Source organism: Lentzea fradiae (assembly GCF_900100955.1).
GTDB classification, from domain to species: domain Bacteria; phylum Actinomycetota; class Actinomycetes; order Mycobacteriales; family Pseudonocardiaceae; genus Lentzea; species Lentzea fradiae.
Window position 1 is genome coordinate 1 of sequence record NZ_FNCC01000021.1, and the last position, 17,002, is coordinate 17,002.

The following is a 17,002-nucleotide window of genomic DNA, read 5'->3' on the forward strand; positions in this document are numbered from 1 at the left end:
GATCGCGCGCAGGATCAGCGGTGTCGCCGCGGTCAGGCGTTTGTGGTAGCCGGGCTGGTGCGGCAGGTACGGGAACAGGTGCCCGAGCCTGCCGTAGGCGAAACGCAGCCAGTGGTGCTGCGACGGGAAGCCGAGCAGTACCTGGGCCACGGCCAGGCACAGCAACTCCGCGTCGGAGAGCTTCTTGCGCCGGCCGGGACGTCTGCGTTCGGGTGGTGTCAGGTGGTCATCGCAGAACACGTAAAGTGCAGTCAGGAGGGTGTCCAGATCGGTCGTCACAAACCTGATCTTGACACCCTCCTCCTGCGTCTCAGGACCGCCTTCAGCTCAAGAGCCAAACGGAATCAATCATCTAGTGGCGTTATGCGACTGCCGGGGGTTCTGCCGCGAAGGTGTTGCAGGCTGACGTCTTGTTCGTCTTGAAGCCCGCCTCCGCCCACTGGGCCTGGTTCGCCGCTGAGCCGTGGGCGTTGTTCTCGGGCTTTTCCTCGATGGCGTAGCGGAAGTCTTCCTGGGCCTGCCTGGCCAGTTTGGCCGTAATGGAACCTCGGCCCGAGGCGCTGGCGAGGAACATGCCCGCGAAGCAGTTCGCCTGGAGCTCGATCCGGCGGGACATCTCCAGGCCCGCCGGGGTGCGTTCGCCTGCTGCGGTGATCTTCAGGTCGGCTGCTCGCAGCAGACCCGTCAGGGCCTGGACGTGGTGGCCGTACTCGTGGGCCAGCGTTGCCAGGTGGGTGGCCGGTGCGTCGCCTCCGCCGTTCTCGCGGAGGCGGGAGGTGGGCATGTAGATGGTGCGGTTGCGGCCGCAGTAGTAGGCGACCGCGTGGTCTGACTCGGGGGCCGCACCGCAGGGGCCGTCCCGCAGTTCCGCCGAGGCGTCCAGGGTGGGCTTGTCGAACGGGAGGTTCGCCGCTGTCAGGAGGGGACCCCAGGCCGTGTCCAGGCAGTCGGTGCCCGCCTGGTAGTAGGCGGCCAGCTGGGTGTCGCTCAGGCCGAAGGCCGGGAGGGCGCAGGTGACCTCGGCCAGGGAGGCGGGGGCCAGCAGGACCGGGTGGTCCGCCAGGCGGTAGACCGCTCGGGGGCGGATCGGGGTGGACGGGTCGGCCGAGGCCGGTGGGGCCGCGGGGCGGGAGCCCGCCAGGGCGTGACCCGTGACGAGTCTGGGGCGGCTCAGTTGACCGATTCCGAGGACGAAGGCGACGACCAGCACGAAGACTGCCCCGAGGACCACCGGGTTGTTCTTGGCTGGTTGGGTCACGTTCGCCCCTTTCTAGGAGACCGATCCCGGGTCGGCTGCCCAGGTGTTGCAGTCCGACGCCTTGTTGGACCGGTAGCCGCGGTCCACCCAGGCCGCGTTGTTCTGCGGTGTTCCGTGGTCCTTCGTCGGGTAGATGTCGTAGTCGCCCCGGTTGCCCGCGTCGGACAGACCCACCCGGATGACGTCCATCGGCACCGCGCCGTGTGACAGCGGGGCCAGTGTCATCCCTCCGAAGCAGGTGGCTTGCAGCTCCATCCGGCGGTTCAGGTCGAGGCCCTTCGGAGTATCCCACCCTCCCGCGTCGTACTGCGCGCGGTCCGACGCCTTCAGCATGCCGGTGAGCCACTGGATGTGGTGGCCGTACTCGTGGGCGAGCTGGCCCAGGTACTTGCCGGGGTGGTTCGGGTTGTTCGGGTTGCGTTCGGCGGCGTAGGCGTTCGCCGTCCAGTAGATGCCGCCCTGGCAGTAGCGGGCTGTCTGGTCGGGGCGGACGGTGCCGCACGGGTACTGCAGCGTCTCGGTGACGATGTGCAGCTCCACCGGCTGGTACGGCAGGTTCGCCGCCTGGAGGGCGGGCTTCCACATGTTCTCGATGCACGGCAGCGCCGCGCGCAGGAAGCTGTCCTGGCCCGCCGGGGAGTAGTCCATGCCGGGCAGGGGGCAGCCGCTGATCGTGTTCGCGCCGATGTTCGGCTTCAGGAACGGGTGGTCGGCCAGCGCGTAGACGGCCTTCGGGCCCACCTGTGCCGGCTGCGAGGTCGGTGTGCGGGTCGTCGGCGTGCGGGACGGGGCCGCGCTCGTCGTCGCCGGGTCTTCCGCCGTCGTGGACGGGGTGAACGTCGGGCTGTGGGTCGTGTAGGCCGAGTAGCCCGCGTCCTCGACCTTGCGGTTCAGCGTGGCGGCGAAGACGCCGACTGCGCCTAAGCCGAGGAGGACGACTCCGCCGAGGACCAGGGCGATGATCGGGCCGTTGCGGCGGCGCGGTGGCATCGGCGGGTACTGGCCGTACGGGCCGTAGCCGTTCGGCTGGGGGCCCCAGTACGGCTGGGGTGGCGGCATGACCTGGCCAGGTGGCGGGCCGTACTGGCCGTACTGCTGCGGGGGCGGGCCCTGCGGAGGACGGGCTTGGGGCGGGGGACCCTGGGGTGGCGGGCCCTGGGGCGGGCGCTGGCCGAGCGGTGCGGGCATCGGCGGGGGGCCGACCGGGCGTGGCGGTGGCCAGCTGCCCGGCGGCGGTGGTTGCGTCATCGCCTGCGATCCCCCCATAGGTGAGCCTGGGTCGGGTACGAGCATATGCGGACCGAGATCGTGTGTCCCCCGACCGGGCTAACGCGCTCTGTCCTCGCAACTAGGACGTGCGGGCCGGGGGTCAGGTTCACGAGACGTCAGCGGGACTCGCCGACCAGGTGTTGCAGGCTTTGATGTTGTTCTGCCGGTGACCGTGCATGACCCAGCGCTCGTTGTTCGGCGCACTGCCGTGGTCCGGTGTCCGGTTGTAGTCGCCGCGCTGACTTGCGTCACGCAACCCGGTGTTCACGACGTCCATCGGGATGACGTTGTTGTGCGAGAACGGCGCGAGTGTCATGCCGCCCAGGCAGGTGGCCTGGAGCTCCAGCCTGCGGTTGAGCTCCAGGCCCTTGGCGGTGTCGAACCCGCCCGCGTCGTACTGGGCCTGGTCGGCGGCGCGCATCATGCCGGTCAGCCACTGGATGTGGTGGCCGTACTCGTGGCCGAGCTGGCCCAGGTAGACACCGGGGTGGCGGGTGCCGTTCTGCTCGTTCGCGTAGAACGAGCCCGGCCAGTAGATGACGCCGCGGCAGAACATCGCCGTCGCGTTCGCCTGCCGCGTGCCGCACGGGGTCTGCGTGCTGCCGGTGAACACCTGCAGCTCGACCGGCTGGTACGGCAGGTTCGCGGTCTTCAGCGCCGGCTGCCACGCCTTCTCGATGCACGGCAGCGCCGCCGCGAGAAACCGCTGCTCACCCGCGGGGCTGTACTCCATCGTCGGCAGCGGGCAGGACGCGAAGTCGTTCGCGCCGACGTTTGTCGCGAAGATCGGGTGGTCGGCGAGCTTGTAGACGGCCTTGGGTCCCACGGGGGTCGACTGCGTGCGCGACGACGACGGGCGCGTGGTGGTGGTAGTCGTCGTCGTGGCGGTGGTCGTGGTCATCGTCGGCCACGAGTAGGTGGGGCTGTGGGTCGTGTAGGCGGAGTAGCCCGTGTCCTTCACCTTGGTGTTCAGCGTCGCGGCGAAGACACCGACCGCGCCGAGACCGAGGATGACCACCCCGCCGAGCACGAGCGCGAGGATCGGGCCGTTGCTCCTGCGGCGCGGCGGCATCATCGGGTACGGCTGCGGCGCGTACCCGTAGGGCTGCTGCGGGTGGCCCCACATCGGCTGCGGCGGCGGCATCACGGGACGCGGCGGCGGCATCACGGGACGGGGTGGCGGCAGCGGGGCGTGGCCGGGCGGCGGGCCGTACGGGGGTGGGCCCATCGGGCGGTACGCGCCCGGCGGTGGTCCCTGGACGGGCCGCGGCGGCATCGGCGGGCCGTACGGCGGTGGTGCGGGCACAGGCGGCGGCCCCACCGGGCGTGGCGGAGGCCAGCCGCCCGGTGGCGGTGGTTGTGTCATCGCCGGGAATCCCCCAGATGGCGTCTGTTCGAATCTTCGCCGGAGCATATGAGGACTCCGCTATTGTCCGCAGCCGTGTCGAAGAACTGGGGAGCGGCGGTCCTCGTAGCCGCCGCACTGACGTCCGCGACGGTTCCCGGCGCGTTCGCGCAGCCGCTTCCCGGCACCGTCAGCACCGAGGTGCGGATGAAGCTGGAGCGCGACGCCCGGCTCACCGTCACCGAGACCGTCCACGTGCCCGACGGCACGACGGTGAAGCGGACAGTCCCCTTGCGACTGGCCGTCGGCAACGACCTGGAGCGCCAGTACCAGGTCACCGACGCGAAGGTGGACGGCAAGGGCTCCGCGAACGTCAGCGGCGACGAGTTCACCGCCACCTTCGACGGCGGCGACGCCACCCTGACCTACACCGTCGTCGGCGCGGTCGCCCCGGTCGGCGACGTGCTGGAGGTCCGCTGGCAGGTCGCGGGCGGCTGGGACACCGAGCTCGACAAGGTCGCCGTCTCGTTCTCCGCACCGGACTCCCCGACGTCGGTCAACTGCCTCGCGGGCCCGATCGGCTCGTCCCAGCCGTGCACGAGCGCGGACCTCGCGGACGGCAAGGGCGTGCGGGCGCAGGAGATCAAGCTCGCCGCCGGGGAACGGGTCGACGTCGCGATCGGACTGTCCGCGGGCGTCGTGCCGCCGAACGCCGTCGTGGTCGAGCAGTCCGGTCTCGCCGCCGCGTTCGCCCTGACCCCGGTCAGCGCCGTCGCGCTGGGCGGCCTGCTGGTGCTGCTGCTCGGCGGCGTCGTCCTGCTCTGGTACCTGCGCGGCCGGGACGCGGCGGCGCTCGCGAGCGAGGTCGGCGCGGTCTCCGTGCTGGTCCGCGACCCCTCCGGCCGGGTCGCGTTCGCCTCCCCGGACGGCGTGCTGCCCGGCCAGGTCGGCACCGTCGTCGACGAGCACGTGGACGTCGTCGACGTCACCGCCACCATCATCGACCTCGCCGTTCGCAACTACCTGTGGATCAGGGAGCTGGACACCCACGACTGGCAGATCGTCCGCCGCAACCCCGCCGACGCCTCGCTGTCCGGGTACGAGCGGGCCGTCTACGAGGCGGTGCTGCCGCAGGGCGTGGACGCCGTGACGGTGTCCGAGCTGCGCGGACGGCAGGTGGACCTCGCGCGGGTGCGCGACGAGCTGTACGCCGACGTCGTGGAGAAGCGCTGGTTCGTGCGCAGGCCCGACGCCGAGCGCAGCCTGTTCTGGTGGGTGGGCATCGGGGTCGCCGTGCTCGGCCTGGTGGCGACGGTCGTGCTGGCCCTGACGGTCGGCAGCGCGCTGTTCGGCCTCGCGGTCGCGGTCGCCGGGGTGGCGCTCGCGTTCGGCGCGCGGTCGATGCCCGCCCGCACCAAGCGCGGCAGCGAGCTGCTGGTGCACGTCCGCGGCCTGCGCGGGTACCTCCACGGGGTGACACCCGACGACGTTCCCGAGAGCGACCGCGAGCTGGTGTTCTCCCGGTCGCTGCCGTACGCGGTGGTGCTCGGGGAGACCGAGCGCTGGCTCGCCGCGTTCGGCAGGCAGGACCTGTACTGGTACGGCAACTCCGAGCACGGCACGGACTTCCGGCGCAGCTTCCCGGCCTTCCTCGGGGCGCTCGACGGCGTGCTCGCCCAGGCGGGCCACCTCCGGTCGCTCCGGGCCCCGAACCCGTAGGCTTGCTCCCATGGCCTCACCCGAACTGCACAGGTTCACGCTGCCCAACGGCCTGCGGGTGGTGCTCGCCCCCGACGCCAGCGCACCGGTCGTCGGCGTCAGCGTGCACTACGACGTCGGCTTCCGTTCCGAGCCGGAGGGGCGCACCGGGTTCGCGCACCTCTTCGAGCACCTGATGTTCCAGGGCAGCGAGAGCCTGGAGAAGCTGGCCCACTTCCGGCACGTGCAGTCGTCGGGCGGCACGTTCAACGGGTCGACGCACCCCGACTACACCGACTACTACCAGGTGCTGCCGAGCGCGGCGCTGGAGCGGGCGCTGTTCCTCGAGGCCGACCGGATGCGCGCGCCGAAGCTCACCGAGGAGAACCTCCGCAACCAGATCGACGTGGTGAAGGAGGAGATCCGGCTCAACGTGCTGAACCGCCCGTACGGCGGGTTCCCCTGGATCCTGCTGCCGCCGGTGCTGTTCAAGACGTTCGCCAACGCGCACAACGGCTACGGCGACTTCGTCGACCTGGAGAGCGCCACGGTCGACGACTGCGCGGAGTTCTTCGACACGTACTACTCGCCGTCCAACGCGGTGCTCACCGTCGCGGGCGACCTCGACGTCGAGCGCACCAAGGCGTTGGTGGAGAAGCACTTCGGCGACGTGCCCGCCCGGCCGAAGCCGGAGCGCCCGTCGTTCGCCGAGCCCGCGCCGCAGGGTGAGGTCCGCCAGGAGCACGGCGACCCGCTGGCCCCGCTGCCCGCGATCGCGATCGGCTACCGCGTGCCGGACCCGGTCACCGACGTCGACGGCTACCTCGCCTACCTGGTGCTCGCGGGCGTGCTGACCGACGGCGACGGCTCGCGCCTGCAGCAGCGGCTCGTGCACCGCGAGGGCATCGTGATCGACCTGAACGCGGGCTGCGGCCTGTTCGGCCCGCTCGAGGCGCGCGACCCCGACACGTTCAGCATCACCGCGATTCACTCGACCGAGGTCACGCCCGACCAGGTCATCACGGCCATCGACGAGGAACTGCAGAAGCTCGCGCAGGAGCCGCCGTCGGCCGAGGAGCTCGCGAAGGTCACCGCCCGCTGGGCGTCGACCATGCACAAGGAGCACGACCGGCTCACGAACCGCACGCTGGGCCTCGGCTCGGCGGAGCTGCTGTTCGGCCGCGCCGAGCTGATCTACGAACTGCCGGAGCGGATCGCGTCGGTGTCCGTCGACGAGGTGTCGGCCGCGGCCAAGGCGCTGCGCCCCGACTCCCGCGCCCTTCTTCTCGTCAAGCCCACCGGAGGAGCCCAGTGACCACCGCCTCGGCCAAGACCCACCGCACCGCCGAGGAGATCGGTCGCACCACCACCGGCCCGCGTCCGCTGCCGGAGCTGGGATCGCAGCGGGCACCCGCCGAGCTGTCCTCTGTGGACACCGTGCTGCCGAACGGCCTGCGGGTCATCGCGGTGCGCCGGTCGACCGTGCCGATGGTCGAGGTGCGGCTGCGCGTCCCGTTCGCCGACCCGGCCGGGTCCACCACCGGGTCGCTGCACGCGGCCGCGGCGGAGATCCTCGCGAACACCGTGCTGACCGGCACCGAGTCGCGGACGCGCGTGCAGATCGACACCGAGCTGGCGCTGGTCGGCGGCGAGCTCGACGCCGTCGTCGACCCGGAGCGGCTGAGCTTCACCGGTAACGCGCTGGCCACCGGCCTCGGCACAGTGCTCGACGTGCTGCGCGACGTGCTGACCTCCGCCTCCTACCCGGCCGAGGAGGTCGAGCGCGAACGCGGCAGGCTGGTCGAGCGCATCACGCTCGCCCGCTCGCAGCCCAGCGTCATCGCCCGCGAGGCCCTGCAGAAGCTGCTGTACGGCGACCACCCGTACGCCAAGGAGATGCCGGAGGCCGACGAGGTCGCCGCCGTCTCCCGCGAGGACGTCGTGGCGTTGCACGCCAAGGCGTTGCTGCCGCGCGGCTCCGTGCTCGTGCTCGTCGGCGACGTCGAGCCGGCCGAGGCCGTCGCGCAGGTCGGCGAGGCGCTCGCGGCGTGGCAGGGCGAGGGCGAGGCCGTGCAGCTGCCGCCGCTGCCCCCGGTCAAGGGCGGCGACGTGCGGCTGGTGCACCGCGTCGGTGCCGTGCAGTCGCAGATCCGCCTCGCCGCGCAGGTCATCCCGCGCACCGACGAGCGCTACCCGGCGCTGCAGCTCGCGAACCTGGTCTACGGCGGGTTCTTCTCGTCGCGGCTCGTCGAGAACATCCGCGAGGACAAGGGCTACACCTACAGCGCCCGCTCGCACCCCGAGTTCACGATCCACGGCGCCACGCTGCTGATCGACGCGGACACGGCGTCGGACGTGACGGCGGCGGCACTGCTGGAGACCCGCTACGAGCTGGCGCGGATGGGCATGGTCCCGCCGTCGCAGTCCGAAGTGGACGTCGCGCGCAGCTACGCCGTGGGCACGCTGCTCACCTCGACGTCGTCGCAGTCGGGCCTGGCGTCGTTCCTCGTGAACCTCGTCGCGCTCGGCCTCGGCATCGACTACCTGGTGGAGCACCCGCAGCGGCTGCAGACCGTGACGCCGGAGCAGGTCGCCGCGGCGGCGCTGGAGTTCTTCGCGCCGGGCAACTTCACCGGTGTGCTCGTCGGTGACGCTGAGCAGCTCAAGCCGAAGCTGGCCGCGTTGGGCGGAGTCTCGTTCCAGTGAGCTTCGACCTGCTCGGACTGCCCGCGCTGTCGCGGACGACGGTGGACCGCGGCGAGCCGTTGCGCGGCGACGACGAGAAGCTCGCCGCGCTCTGGCCCAAGGCGCGGATGCTCGTCGTGGACACGCGCGGCCGCACCCTGGTCGCCGACCACGGCACGCGGGTGGTCGACCGTCCCGCCGCGGAGTTCGGCGACCAGCCGCCGGTGAACGCCGTCCTGCTCGGCGAGGAGGACGGCGTCGCGTACTTCGCCGTGCTCATGCCCGCCGAGGAGGGGGAGGCGCCGCCCGCCGGTCGCGCGTGGGGCCCGCCCGAGCTGACGACCGAACCGCAGTGGCTCGACCTGCGGCAGGCCGGTGCCACGCTGGACGACAGGTGGGCGGGGCTGTTCACGGCCGCCGCCGCGCTGTTCCAGTGGCACCGGCTCGGCAAGTACTGCGCGAAGTGCGGTGCCCGCACGGTGCTGGAGAAGTCCGGCTGGGCGTCGGTGTGCTCCGGCTGCGGCCGTGAGGAGTACCCGCGCACCGACGCGGCGGTGATCTGCCTGGTGCACGACGGCGCCGACCAGGTGCTGCTCGCCCGCGGCCCGGAGTGGCCGGAGGGCAGGTACTCGGTGCTCGCCGGGTTCGTCGAGGCTGGCGAGTCGCTGGAGGCGTGCGTGGCGCGGGAGGTCCTGGAGGAGGTCGGAGTCGTCGTCCGCGACATCCGCTACCTCGGGTCGCAGCCGTGGCCGTTCCCGCGGTCGTTGATGATCGGGTTCGAGGCGGTGGCCGACCCAGCGGAGCCGCTGCGGCTCGCGGAGGGCGAGATCGCCGAGGCGAAGTGGGTGCAGCGCGCCGACGTGCGCAAGGCGATCGAGGAGCCGGGCAGCGTGCCGGGTCTCGGGCTCGCCGGGGGCGCCTCGATCGCGTTCCGGATGTTGCAGAGCTGGTCGGGAGCGGGCCAGGGCGGCTGAGCGTCGTCCGTCAGAGCAGGGACGGCAGCACGTGCTCCTCGGTGACGACGAGCCCGGTCGTGGCCATGACCCCGGCCAGGTCCGGGTCCCAGCTCGCCTCCGGCGGGCGCGTCCGCAGGGTCGGCAGCTCGACCCCGCGGGCGAGTGACGTCGCCACGGCCTCGCGGTAGTCGTCCGCCGACATCCGCCACGCCGTGCCGCCGGTCCAGGCGAGGACCTCGTTGGCGACGCGGATGCCGTCGGGCGTGAAGTCGTGGTGGCACCGCACCGTCTTGCCGTCGAGGTGGTGCTTCGCCTGAGGCGTCAGGCCGTCCGGGAGCACCATCACCGGCCCGGGCATGCCCGACTCCAGCAGCCGGGGACTGCGCACGACGGTGATCTCCTGCGGCGCCCACGAGTCGTCGAGCGTCAGGTAGCCGTCCGACGTCAGCACCGGGTTGCCGTACGCGTCGGGCAGCACGCCCGAACGCTCCCAGTCGGTGCCGGCGAGCTGCAACGCCTTCTGCACGATCCTGGTCAGCGGCCGTCCGTCGTCGAGGCCGTTGCCCGCCAACGCGAACCGCGTCGTCCACCGCCTCGGCTCCGGTGAGAGCCGCGCCAGGACCGCCGCGGCCTGGTTCGCGATCATCGGCAGCGCGGGCTGCGGGATCTTGCCGTACCGCCGCACGTGCTCGATCCACTCCGCGGCCCACGGCGCGTGCAGCAACCCGTGCTCGCGCAACGCGAACCTCAGCACCGCGTCGGCCGTCGACGCCTCCTGCGTGGTCGTCAGGGCGACGGGCCTGCCGTGCACGGCTTCCAGCACCTCGGGCAACGTGCTGCCGTGCGCGCGGACGTGCTCGTCCAGCCGTGCCAGCGAGATCTGCCTGCGGGCCGGGTGGGTGACCGGCTTGCGCAGCAGCTCGGCCAGCGCCACGGCGGTCTGCTCGTCCTCGACGCGGAAGCTGAACGCGGAGCGGCCACCGCCCTCCACCGTCTCGCGGGCGAGGCGCCAGAACTCGGCCAGCTCGGGGCGGTCGAGGTTCACGGGTCGACCCGGTCCAGCGCCGCGCCGTCCCACGTCGTCTGCGTGCACGCCACACCCCGCCCGTTCTTCGGCCGCAGCACGTCGTAGATGTGCATGCGCGGGATCTTGTCCGACACGCCCCACCCGCTCGGCCAGGTGATCACCCAGTCCATGTCGAGGTCGACCAGCAGGCCCAGCATTCGCGCGATCGTCGGGTCGTCCAGGCGCTCGAACGCCTCGTCGAGCAGCACCAGGCGCAGCGGGTCGAACTCGTCGCTCACCGCGTCGTAGAAGCTCGCCGCCGCCGCGAACAGCGTCACGTACGAGATCAGTCGGGTCTCGCCGGACGACAGCTGGCGCAGCCGCCGCTCGCGCGGGTTGCCGTCGGGGCCGGTGTCGGCGACCGTGACCGTGAACTGGTGCCACGTGCGGTAGTCGAGGGCGCGCGACAGGATCTCGGCGTAGCCGCCGGAGTGCGTGTCGCGCTCGTTCTCGATGCGTTCGGTGAAGACGCGGCGCAGCGTGGCGTCCTGCTCGGGCGTGCGTTCGCCGAACGGCAGGCGCACCAGCGCGAGCGCCTGGCGTGTCTCGTCGTCCAGGGCGCCGGACGACTTCCAGGCCAGCTTCACGTGCACGCCCTGGCTGGACCTGGCCTGCGAGAGCACCTCGTTCATCCGCTTGGTCAGGTCCTCGGCGACGGTGATCTGGCCGCGCAGCCACTCGGCGAGGTCGCGGATCAGGTAGTCGGCGAAGATGCCCTGGTACTGCTCGTCGAGGAACCCGCGCTGCTCGGCGAGCTTCGTCGTGACCTGGCGGGCGGCGACGGCGACGGGCTTCGCGCCCTCCTCGCCGGTCACCGTCACGGTCAGCAGGCCCGCGTGCTGCTCCGCGACGATGTCGTGGCTGCCCGCCAGCGACGTCTGCAACGCCTGCAACTTGGCGATCACGGTCGCCTCGGTGCCGCCGCGCCGGTCGCCCGCCTCGGCGATCGCCTGGCGCACCAGCGCCTCCTCCGGCGGCTCCGGGAACGCCGCCGCCAGCAGACCGGGGGCGCGCACGGTCGCCTGGAAGTTCGCGGACGCGCGCGCCAGCGCCTCCTCGGCCTCACCGACCTGAGTGGAGTTGTTCTCCAGCAACGCTTCCAGCTTCGCCGCCTGCTCGCGTGCGGTCGTGATGCTCTCCCGCACGCCCTTGAGGTCCTCGCGCATCCTCTTGCGCGACTTCTCCAGCGACGTGAGCTGCTCGCTGATCTCCCTGGCCTCACCGCCGACCGCGTCCGTCAGCTCGGCGAGCGTGCCTGCCTGGGCCGCGTGGTCGACGCACCGGCTGTCGGCGTCGGCCTCGGCGGTCTGCCGGTCCGCGACGGCCTCGTGGTAGCGGTGCGAGGCGTCGGTGAGGTCGGAGATCGTGCCCTGGCACCGCCTGCGCACGGCGTCGCCGAGCAGGTCGGCCGTCCGCTGGGCCTCCCCGGCGGCGGCACGGGCCTGCCGGAGCGCCTCGGTGTCCGCGGGCAACCCGGCGTCACCGGCCTGCCTGGTCAGCTCGCTGCGTGCGGCTTCGAGCCGCGCGTTCGCGTTCTCCAGGGCCTCGCGCAGCTCGAACGTGCGTTGCTGAGCCCGTGCCGCGGACTCCTCGGCGGCCTGCAGACGGCTGTGCTTCGCGATCAGCTCGCCGTCGCCGGGGAACGCGGCGACGTGCGCCTCCCAGGTGGCGACGTGCTCGTGGGCGCGGGCCAGCTCGTCCTCGGCGGTGCCGAGCCGATCGCGCAGCTCCGCGAGCTCTTCCTCCAGGGCCGCGATCCGGCGGCCACGGGCCGCTTCCCGCGCACCGGCACCGATGAACTCGGCCTCCGGCTTGGTCCAGCGGCCGGTCAGCACGCCGGTGCGCCAGTCGCCGGTCGTCGTCATGTCGTCCAGCGACACGGCCCTCAGCAGGTCCGCGACGAACGACTCCGGCACCGGCGAGCCCTCCACGGCCGGCACCAGGAACTCGGCCAGCGAGCGCCCCTCGACGGCGGGCCTCGGCACGGCCAGCACGTCCTCCAGGTCCGCCTGCGCGGGCGCCACCCACGCGTCCAGCAGACCGCTCGCCTGCAGCGCCGCCTCCAGGCCCGCCCGTTCGTCGTCGGTCAGCGACGGCGCGAAGTCCACCAGCCGGTAGAACGGCGCGCCGACGGACGGGTCGCGGTCCGCCGCCGTGTACTGGCCCGGCACCGGCACCCGTTCGGCGCCCGACCGCAGCCCGACCAGCTCCTCGTCCAGCGTGTCGAGGCGGGCGCGCAGCTCGGTGCGCTGCTGCGCGAACGCGTGCGCGGCGTCGCGGGCCGCCTGCACCAGCGGGCCGACCCACTCCCGTGCCGTCGCCCCGAGCTTCTTCGCCGCCGCCGGGTCCGCGGTCCGCGGCAGGTCCAGCGCACCGGACGGGCGTTCGTCGAGCAGCGGGCCGCTCGACGTCCACGCCTCGACCTGCTCCAGCCACGCCTGCACGACCTCGGCCAGCTCCTGGGCCTCCTGGTTGCGCAACGACGTGGACTCGGTCGCGGTGAGCTGGGCGTCACGGGCCTTCTGCCGCAACGACTCCACCTCGCGCTGCTGCCCGTCGAGCGCCAGCGCCTGCTCGTGCAGCGCCAGGGCGAGCGCACCTCGTTGGCGTGCAAGGGAAGCGATGCCCGCGGTCTGGTCGACGACGGACGTCAGCACGGCCAGCACGTCCTCGGTCGCCGCGGCGGGAGGCACGCGGCGTTCGATCGGCAGCGGCCCCGCCTCCGGATCCGGCTTGGCGCGCACGGCGTCCGTGGTGACCGTGGCCTCGGCGGGCGGGACCTGCGGCACCTCCGGCGCGAGGTCGGCGTCCATGCCCGCCAGGCGCAGGTTCTCGCGCAACGGTTCGCTCAGCGCGTCGGCTGCCTGGAGGTCCTCCGCGAGGCGCCGCAACAGCCGCAGCACGTTGTCGACCGCCGCGTCCTCCTGCGCGCGCTGCCGGTGCGCCGTCTCCAGCGCCGCGACAGCCGAGGAACGCATCTGCGCCACCAGGTTCTCGCGCGTCTTCAGGTCCTGGAGATCGCGGAACGCGGGCAGCTCCTTCAGCGCGGCGATCGTCTCCTCCGCCTGCTGCTCACCGGTCTCCATGTCGGTCAGCGCCTGCTCGGCCGCCGCCCGCTCCACCCGCGTGAGGTCCAGCTCCCGGGTGAGCTTCGCCTGCTCGCGGCGCAGCTTCGCCACCGACTTCTCGGCCGACTCCAGCCGGTCGGCCGCGCTGCGCAGCCCGCCGAACGCGTAGTCGCGGTAGGTCTTGAGGAACGTCGTCAGCGCGGTGTCCGCAGAGGACAGTCGCACGATGTTCTCGCGGATCGACTCCAGGTCGTCGAACGACGTCGCCAGCTGCTCGACCATCGCCTGGTCCAGCGGCGGCAGGGCGTCGGACAGGATCTGTTCTAGCTGCCCCTCCAGCACCTTCAGGCCGACGTCCGGGTTGCGCAGCGTCCGTTGCAGGTGCAGCAGGTCGCCGTAACGCGCGGCCGGGACGCCGTAGACCGTCTCGGCGACCTTCGCCCGGAACGCCGGTTCCTCGAACATGCAGTCCGCGCCGATCAGGTCCCGCAGCTGCGCCGGGCCGTGCGGCACTCGTTCCGGGCCCGCGAGCTGCAGCTCCGTGCCGACGCGCAACGGCGTGACGAACCGCCACGAGTCCGTGATCGCCTGCGAGGTCTTCGACGCCTTCACACCGATTCCGCACGTCAGGTACTCGTTGCCGGAGTGGTCGGCGGCCTCGCGGATCAGCTCGACCCACGCGTAGCCGATGCGGTTCGGGCCGCCGTCGTAGTCGTCCAGCATCAGCCGCCGCAGGCTGACCGTGTCGAAGCCCTTCGAGCCCAGCTGGCGCAGGTCGCCGTCCAGGCACAGCGGCAGCAGCAGCTCCAGCGTGCGGGACTTGCCGGAGCCGTTGGTGCCCTGGAAGATCGCGCGGCCACCGGAGAAGTCGAACGTCTGCTCGGTGTACTGCCAGATGTTGACAACGCCGCCGCGGTGCAGCCGCCACCTGCTCATGACACGTTCTCCTCGTCGAACAGGGACCAGCTCGGCAGCTCGGGCACCACGACGGGTTCCGGTTGCTGTTCTCGTTCCGGGTCGCCGTCCGGGGACGGCAGCCAGCGGTGCGCGGCGGCGCTGACGGACCACGTGCCGTCGTCCTCCGGCCGCGCCAGACCCATGCGGCGCAACAGTTCCGTCACCTCGGCGACCAATCGGCCGAGGTCGTCGGTGAACTGCTTCGACCACGCGGCGGGGTAGTCCTCGACCAGCCTGGCGCAGACCTCGCGCAGCCGTTCGACCGTGACGACGTGCCGGGCGGGCGGGTTCTCGTCGTCGCTGCCGACCAGCTCGGGCAGTGCCAGCAACGCGATCCGCGCGACCGTCGAGACGCCCGGGAACGACAGGTCCGTCAGGAAGTCCTCGGGGTCCGCGGCCAGCACGCCCTCGACGCGGCACTCGGTGTGCAGGCCGAACGCCTGCTCCAGCAACGCCGTCTCCTTGCGCTGGTTGCGCCGCAACCAGTCCGCCTGCTCGTCCGGCAGGTCCGCGTAGAGCACCAGCGGCGTCTCGACCAGCTTGCGCCGCACGGCGTGCTCGATGCCGCGCGGACCGGGCCGTGCCGCCAGCTCGACCAGGTGGGCGGGGCTGCGCGCCTCGCCGAGCGGACCGGTGACGAGCTGGCCCAGCAGGTCGGTGTCGATCGTGATCAGCGCTTCCTGCGGCACCACGTCCTGCGCCACCGAACCTTCGGTCTCCTGAAGCACGCCCAGGGAGACGAGGTGACGCAGCGCCGCGGTGAGGGCCCGGCGCTCGACCACGTCGTCCGGCGCGTCGATGCCCGCCTCCGCCGCCGCGGACCGGATGTCGGCGACCAGCCTGCTCAGCAGCGTCTGGCGGCCGGTGCCGGTGAGTACCGCGAGCGTGAGCGCGAGGTAGGCGTAGGCGCGCGGGGACAGCGTGAGCACGCCGCGGGTGTCGTCGTGGCCGGGACCGGACTTGTACAGGCGCGCGAACCGGCGCTCGACCACCAGCCGGTAGCCGAGCAGGCCCGCGAACATGTCCTGCAATGTCGCCCGGTGCCGGTAGACGAGGCTGAGCAGCTCGCCGTCCGGGCCGTCGGCGCGCAGCATCGGCCTGCGCAGCAACGTGCGCGCGCACCGCACCACGTTGGCGGCGTCGATCTCGGAGAGGTTGTCGAGGTGGTTCATCGCTTGAGGGCCACCGTCGCGTCGTGCAGCGTGAGCGTCCCGGCGGCGGACTTGATCTTAGTCGTGGTGCCGTGGGCGACCTCCAGCCGGAGCCCGCGCACCGGGTCGCTGGCCGACCCGCTGTCCCGCGGCGAGTCGCGCTGCGCCATCGCGAGCGTCAGCAGCTCGCAGAAGACCTCCAGCGCGCCGTGCGTCAGCGTCGTGTTCTCCAGGTTCCCGGCGGCCTTCGTCAGCTCCGCGACGTGCCGCGCGCGGATCTCGTCCGCCTCACGGGCCTCCGCGAGCAGAGACTGCTCCATCATCGGGTCGTCGAGGATGCGCGACGGCCTGCCCCGCGCCCCACGGTCGCCCCTCGTGCGCACCGACACCGTGACGTCGCAGACCGGTCCGTCGCGCCACGGCGTGCGCTCGTTGTCCGAGTCGTGCTCCGGCGCGGGGGAGAGGTGGCGGGCGGAGTACAGCCCGAACGCCGACGCGTAGATCTCGTGCGCCTCCGCGCGCGTCGCGTTGTCGAACCAGCCCGCGAGCTTGAGCAGCTCGGCGCGGCGGCCCGGCAGCAACCCGCCGCCGGACGTCGCCCGCTTCACGCTGGCGAGCAGGCTGCCGATCGCACGGGCCGTCGCCTCGCGCAACGCCGTGACCTGGCTCGGGCGGCCCGGACGGTCCACGAACCAGTCCGTCAGCTCCTGCCAGTCCTCCGGCGTGCGGCCCCGTGCCCGTTCGACGTTGTGCCCGAGATCGGTGCCCAGCAGCCGCAGCAGCTCGCCGCGCGCCTTCGCGAGCCCGGCCAGCGCCGCCGCGATCGGCGGCGTGTACTTGAGAACGTCCTCGACCACCCGCTGGATGTACTCGACCAGCAGGTTCCGGAAACCCGCGATCTCGTCCGGCGCGAGGTGGTTCCGCGTGACGACCTGGCCGAGGTAGGCGTAGAAGTCGCGGACCGTCGCCGCCAGCTCGGCGTGCTGGAGGAACAGCGTCGTGACGCGTTCGGCCAGCAGCTCCCTGGTCTTGTCGCCCTCGTTCAGCAGCGCCACGCTGAGCGACCCGCCCAGCTCGTTCAGGCCCCGTTCGATCGCGGGCAGCAGCTCGCGGGACACCTCGCGGGCGCCCTCCGGCACCCGCAGCAGCTCGTCCACGTCGCGCTGCACCCGGACCGCGAGCTTCGACACCTGGTAGCGCACGCTGCCGTGCTGGAACTCGGCGATGCTCGCCGCCACCACCTCGCGCCGGCCCTGGACCAGGTTGCCCCACTCGACCAGCTGCTTGAGGCGGTTGATGACGTTCTCGATGCGCGACTCGCCCTGCTCGACGCGGCCCTCGCGCTCCTGCCCGGCCAGCGCCCCGGCGACCTCGCCCGCGGACAGGTCGGCGAGCAGCGTGGAGGTGAACAGCCGCATGATCGCCAGGTACGTGCGCTGGTGATCGCGCGCGTCCAGATAGGCGTACAACTTCAGCCGCTTGTGCTCCACGACCGGCCACCCTAATGCGCACCCCCGACAGTCGCGGCGCTACCGTGCCGTGGACGAGC

General features: G+C 72.3%; 11 protein-coding genes and 1 pseudogene. 4 read left to right on the forward strand and 8 right to left on the reverse strand.

Going from position 1 to position 17,002, the window contains the following annotated elements; all coding sequences use genetic code 11:
• From BLT23_RS36400 to BLT23_RS36415, 4 genes and pseudogenes are all read right to left on the reverse strand, one after another.
• Positions 1 to 279 (reverse strand): annotated as a pseudogene (locus BLT23_RS36400) (IS982 family transposase); the annotation flags it as partial.
• 82 nt (positions 280 to 361) lie between these two features.
• The gene (locus BLT23_RS36405; protein WP_090059198.1) at positions 362 to 1,258 is read right to left on the reverse strand and encodes a neutral zinc metallopeptidase; all 897 of its coding nucleotides are present in this window, start codon (positions 1,256 to 1,258) and stop codon (positions 362 to 364) included.
• Positions 1,259 to 1,270: 12 nt separating this feature from the next.
• Positions 1,271 to 2,506: a neutral zinc metallopeptidase gene (locus BLT23_RS36410; protein ID WP_245744544.1), complete on the reverse strand. Its 1,236-nt coding sequence runs from the start codon at positions 2,504 to 2,506 to the stop codon at positions 1,271 to 1,273.
• A 127-nt stretch (positions 2,507 to 2,633) separates the two neighbouring features.
• On the reverse strand, positions 2,634 to 3,893 hold the full coding sequence (locus BLT23_RS36415; RefSeq protein WP_245744545.1) for a neutral zinc metallopeptidase: 1,260 nt from the start codon (positions 3,891 to 3,893) through the stop codon (positions 2,634 to 2,636).
• Positions 3,894 to 3,941: 48 nt separating this feature from the next.
• Between BLT23_RS36415 and BLT23_RS36420 the strand changes: the two genes are divergently transcribed.
• The 4 genes from BLT23_RS36420 to nudC are packed head-to-tail and all read left to right on the forward strand — an operon-like array spanning position 3,942 to position 9,229.
• Complete coding sequence (locus BLT23_RS36420; RefSeq protein WP_425434448.1) at positions 3,942 to 5,591, forward strand: DUF2207 domain-containing protein; 1,650 nt, start codon at positions 3,942 to 3,944, stop codon at positions 5,589 to 5,591.
• 10 nt (positions 5,592 to 5,601) lie between these two features.
• Entirely contained in the window at positions 5,602 to 6,885 is a 1,284-nt protein-coding gene (locus tag BLT23_RS36425; RefSeq protein WP_090059203.1) for a M16 family metallopeptidase, read from the forward strand.
• Positions 6,882 to 8,276, forward strand: coding sequence for a M16 family metallopeptidase (locus tag BLT23_RS36430; protein ID WP_090059205.1), 1,395 nt, complete (start codon positions 6,882 to 6,884; stop codon positions 8,274 to 8,276). The genes BLT23_RS36425 and BLT23_RS36430 overlap by 4 nt, the downstream gene beginning before the upstream one ends.
• Positions 8,273 to 9,229, forward strand: a complete 957-nt coding sequence (gene nudC / locus BLT23_RS36435) for an NAD(+) diphosphatase (RefSeq protein WP_176947091.1) — start codon at positions 8,273 to 8,275, stop codon at positions 9,227 to 9,229. The genes BLT23_RS36430 and nudC overlap by 4 nt, the downstream gene beginning before the upstream one ends.
• Positions 9,230 to 9,239: 10 nt before the next feature.
• On the opposite strand, the gene BLT23_RS36440 is transcribed toward nudC, so the two are convergent.
• From BLT23_RS36440 to BLT23_RS36455, 4 genes are read right to left on the reverse strand one after another with little or no spacing between them, the layout of a single operon-like run.
• On the reverse strand, positions 9,240 to 10,256 hold the full coding sequence (locus BLT23_RS36440) for a DUF2399 domain-containing protein (RefSeq protein WP_090059208.1): 1,017 nt from the start codon (positions 10,254 to 10,256) through the stop codon (positions 9,240 to 9,242).
• Positions 10,253 to 14,281, reverse strand: a complete 4,029-nt coding sequence (locus BLT23_RS36445) for a TIGR02680 family protein (RefSeq protein ID WP_090059210.1) — start codon at positions 14,279 to 14,281, stop codon at positions 10,253 to 10,255. The genes BLT23_RS36440 and BLT23_RS36445 overlap by 4 nt, the downstream gene beginning before the upstream one ends.
• Entirely contained in the window at positions 14,278 to 15,474 is a 1,197-nt protein-coding gene (locus tag BLT23_RS36450; RefSeq protein WP_090059212.1) for a TIGR02678 family protein, read from the reverse strand. The genes BLT23_RS36445 and BLT23_RS36450 overlap by 4 nt, the downstream gene beginning before the upstream one ends.
• Positions 15,471 to 16,943, reverse strand: coding sequence for a DUF2397 domain-containing protein (locus tag BLT23_RS36455; RefSeq protein WP_090059215.1), 1,473 nt, complete (start codon positions 16,941 to 16,943; stop codon positions 15,471 to 15,473). Before BLT23_RS36455 ends, BLT23_RS36450 begins: the two co-directional genes overlap by 4 nt.
• Between the last annotated feature and the right edge of the window lie 59 nt (positions 16,944 to 17,002).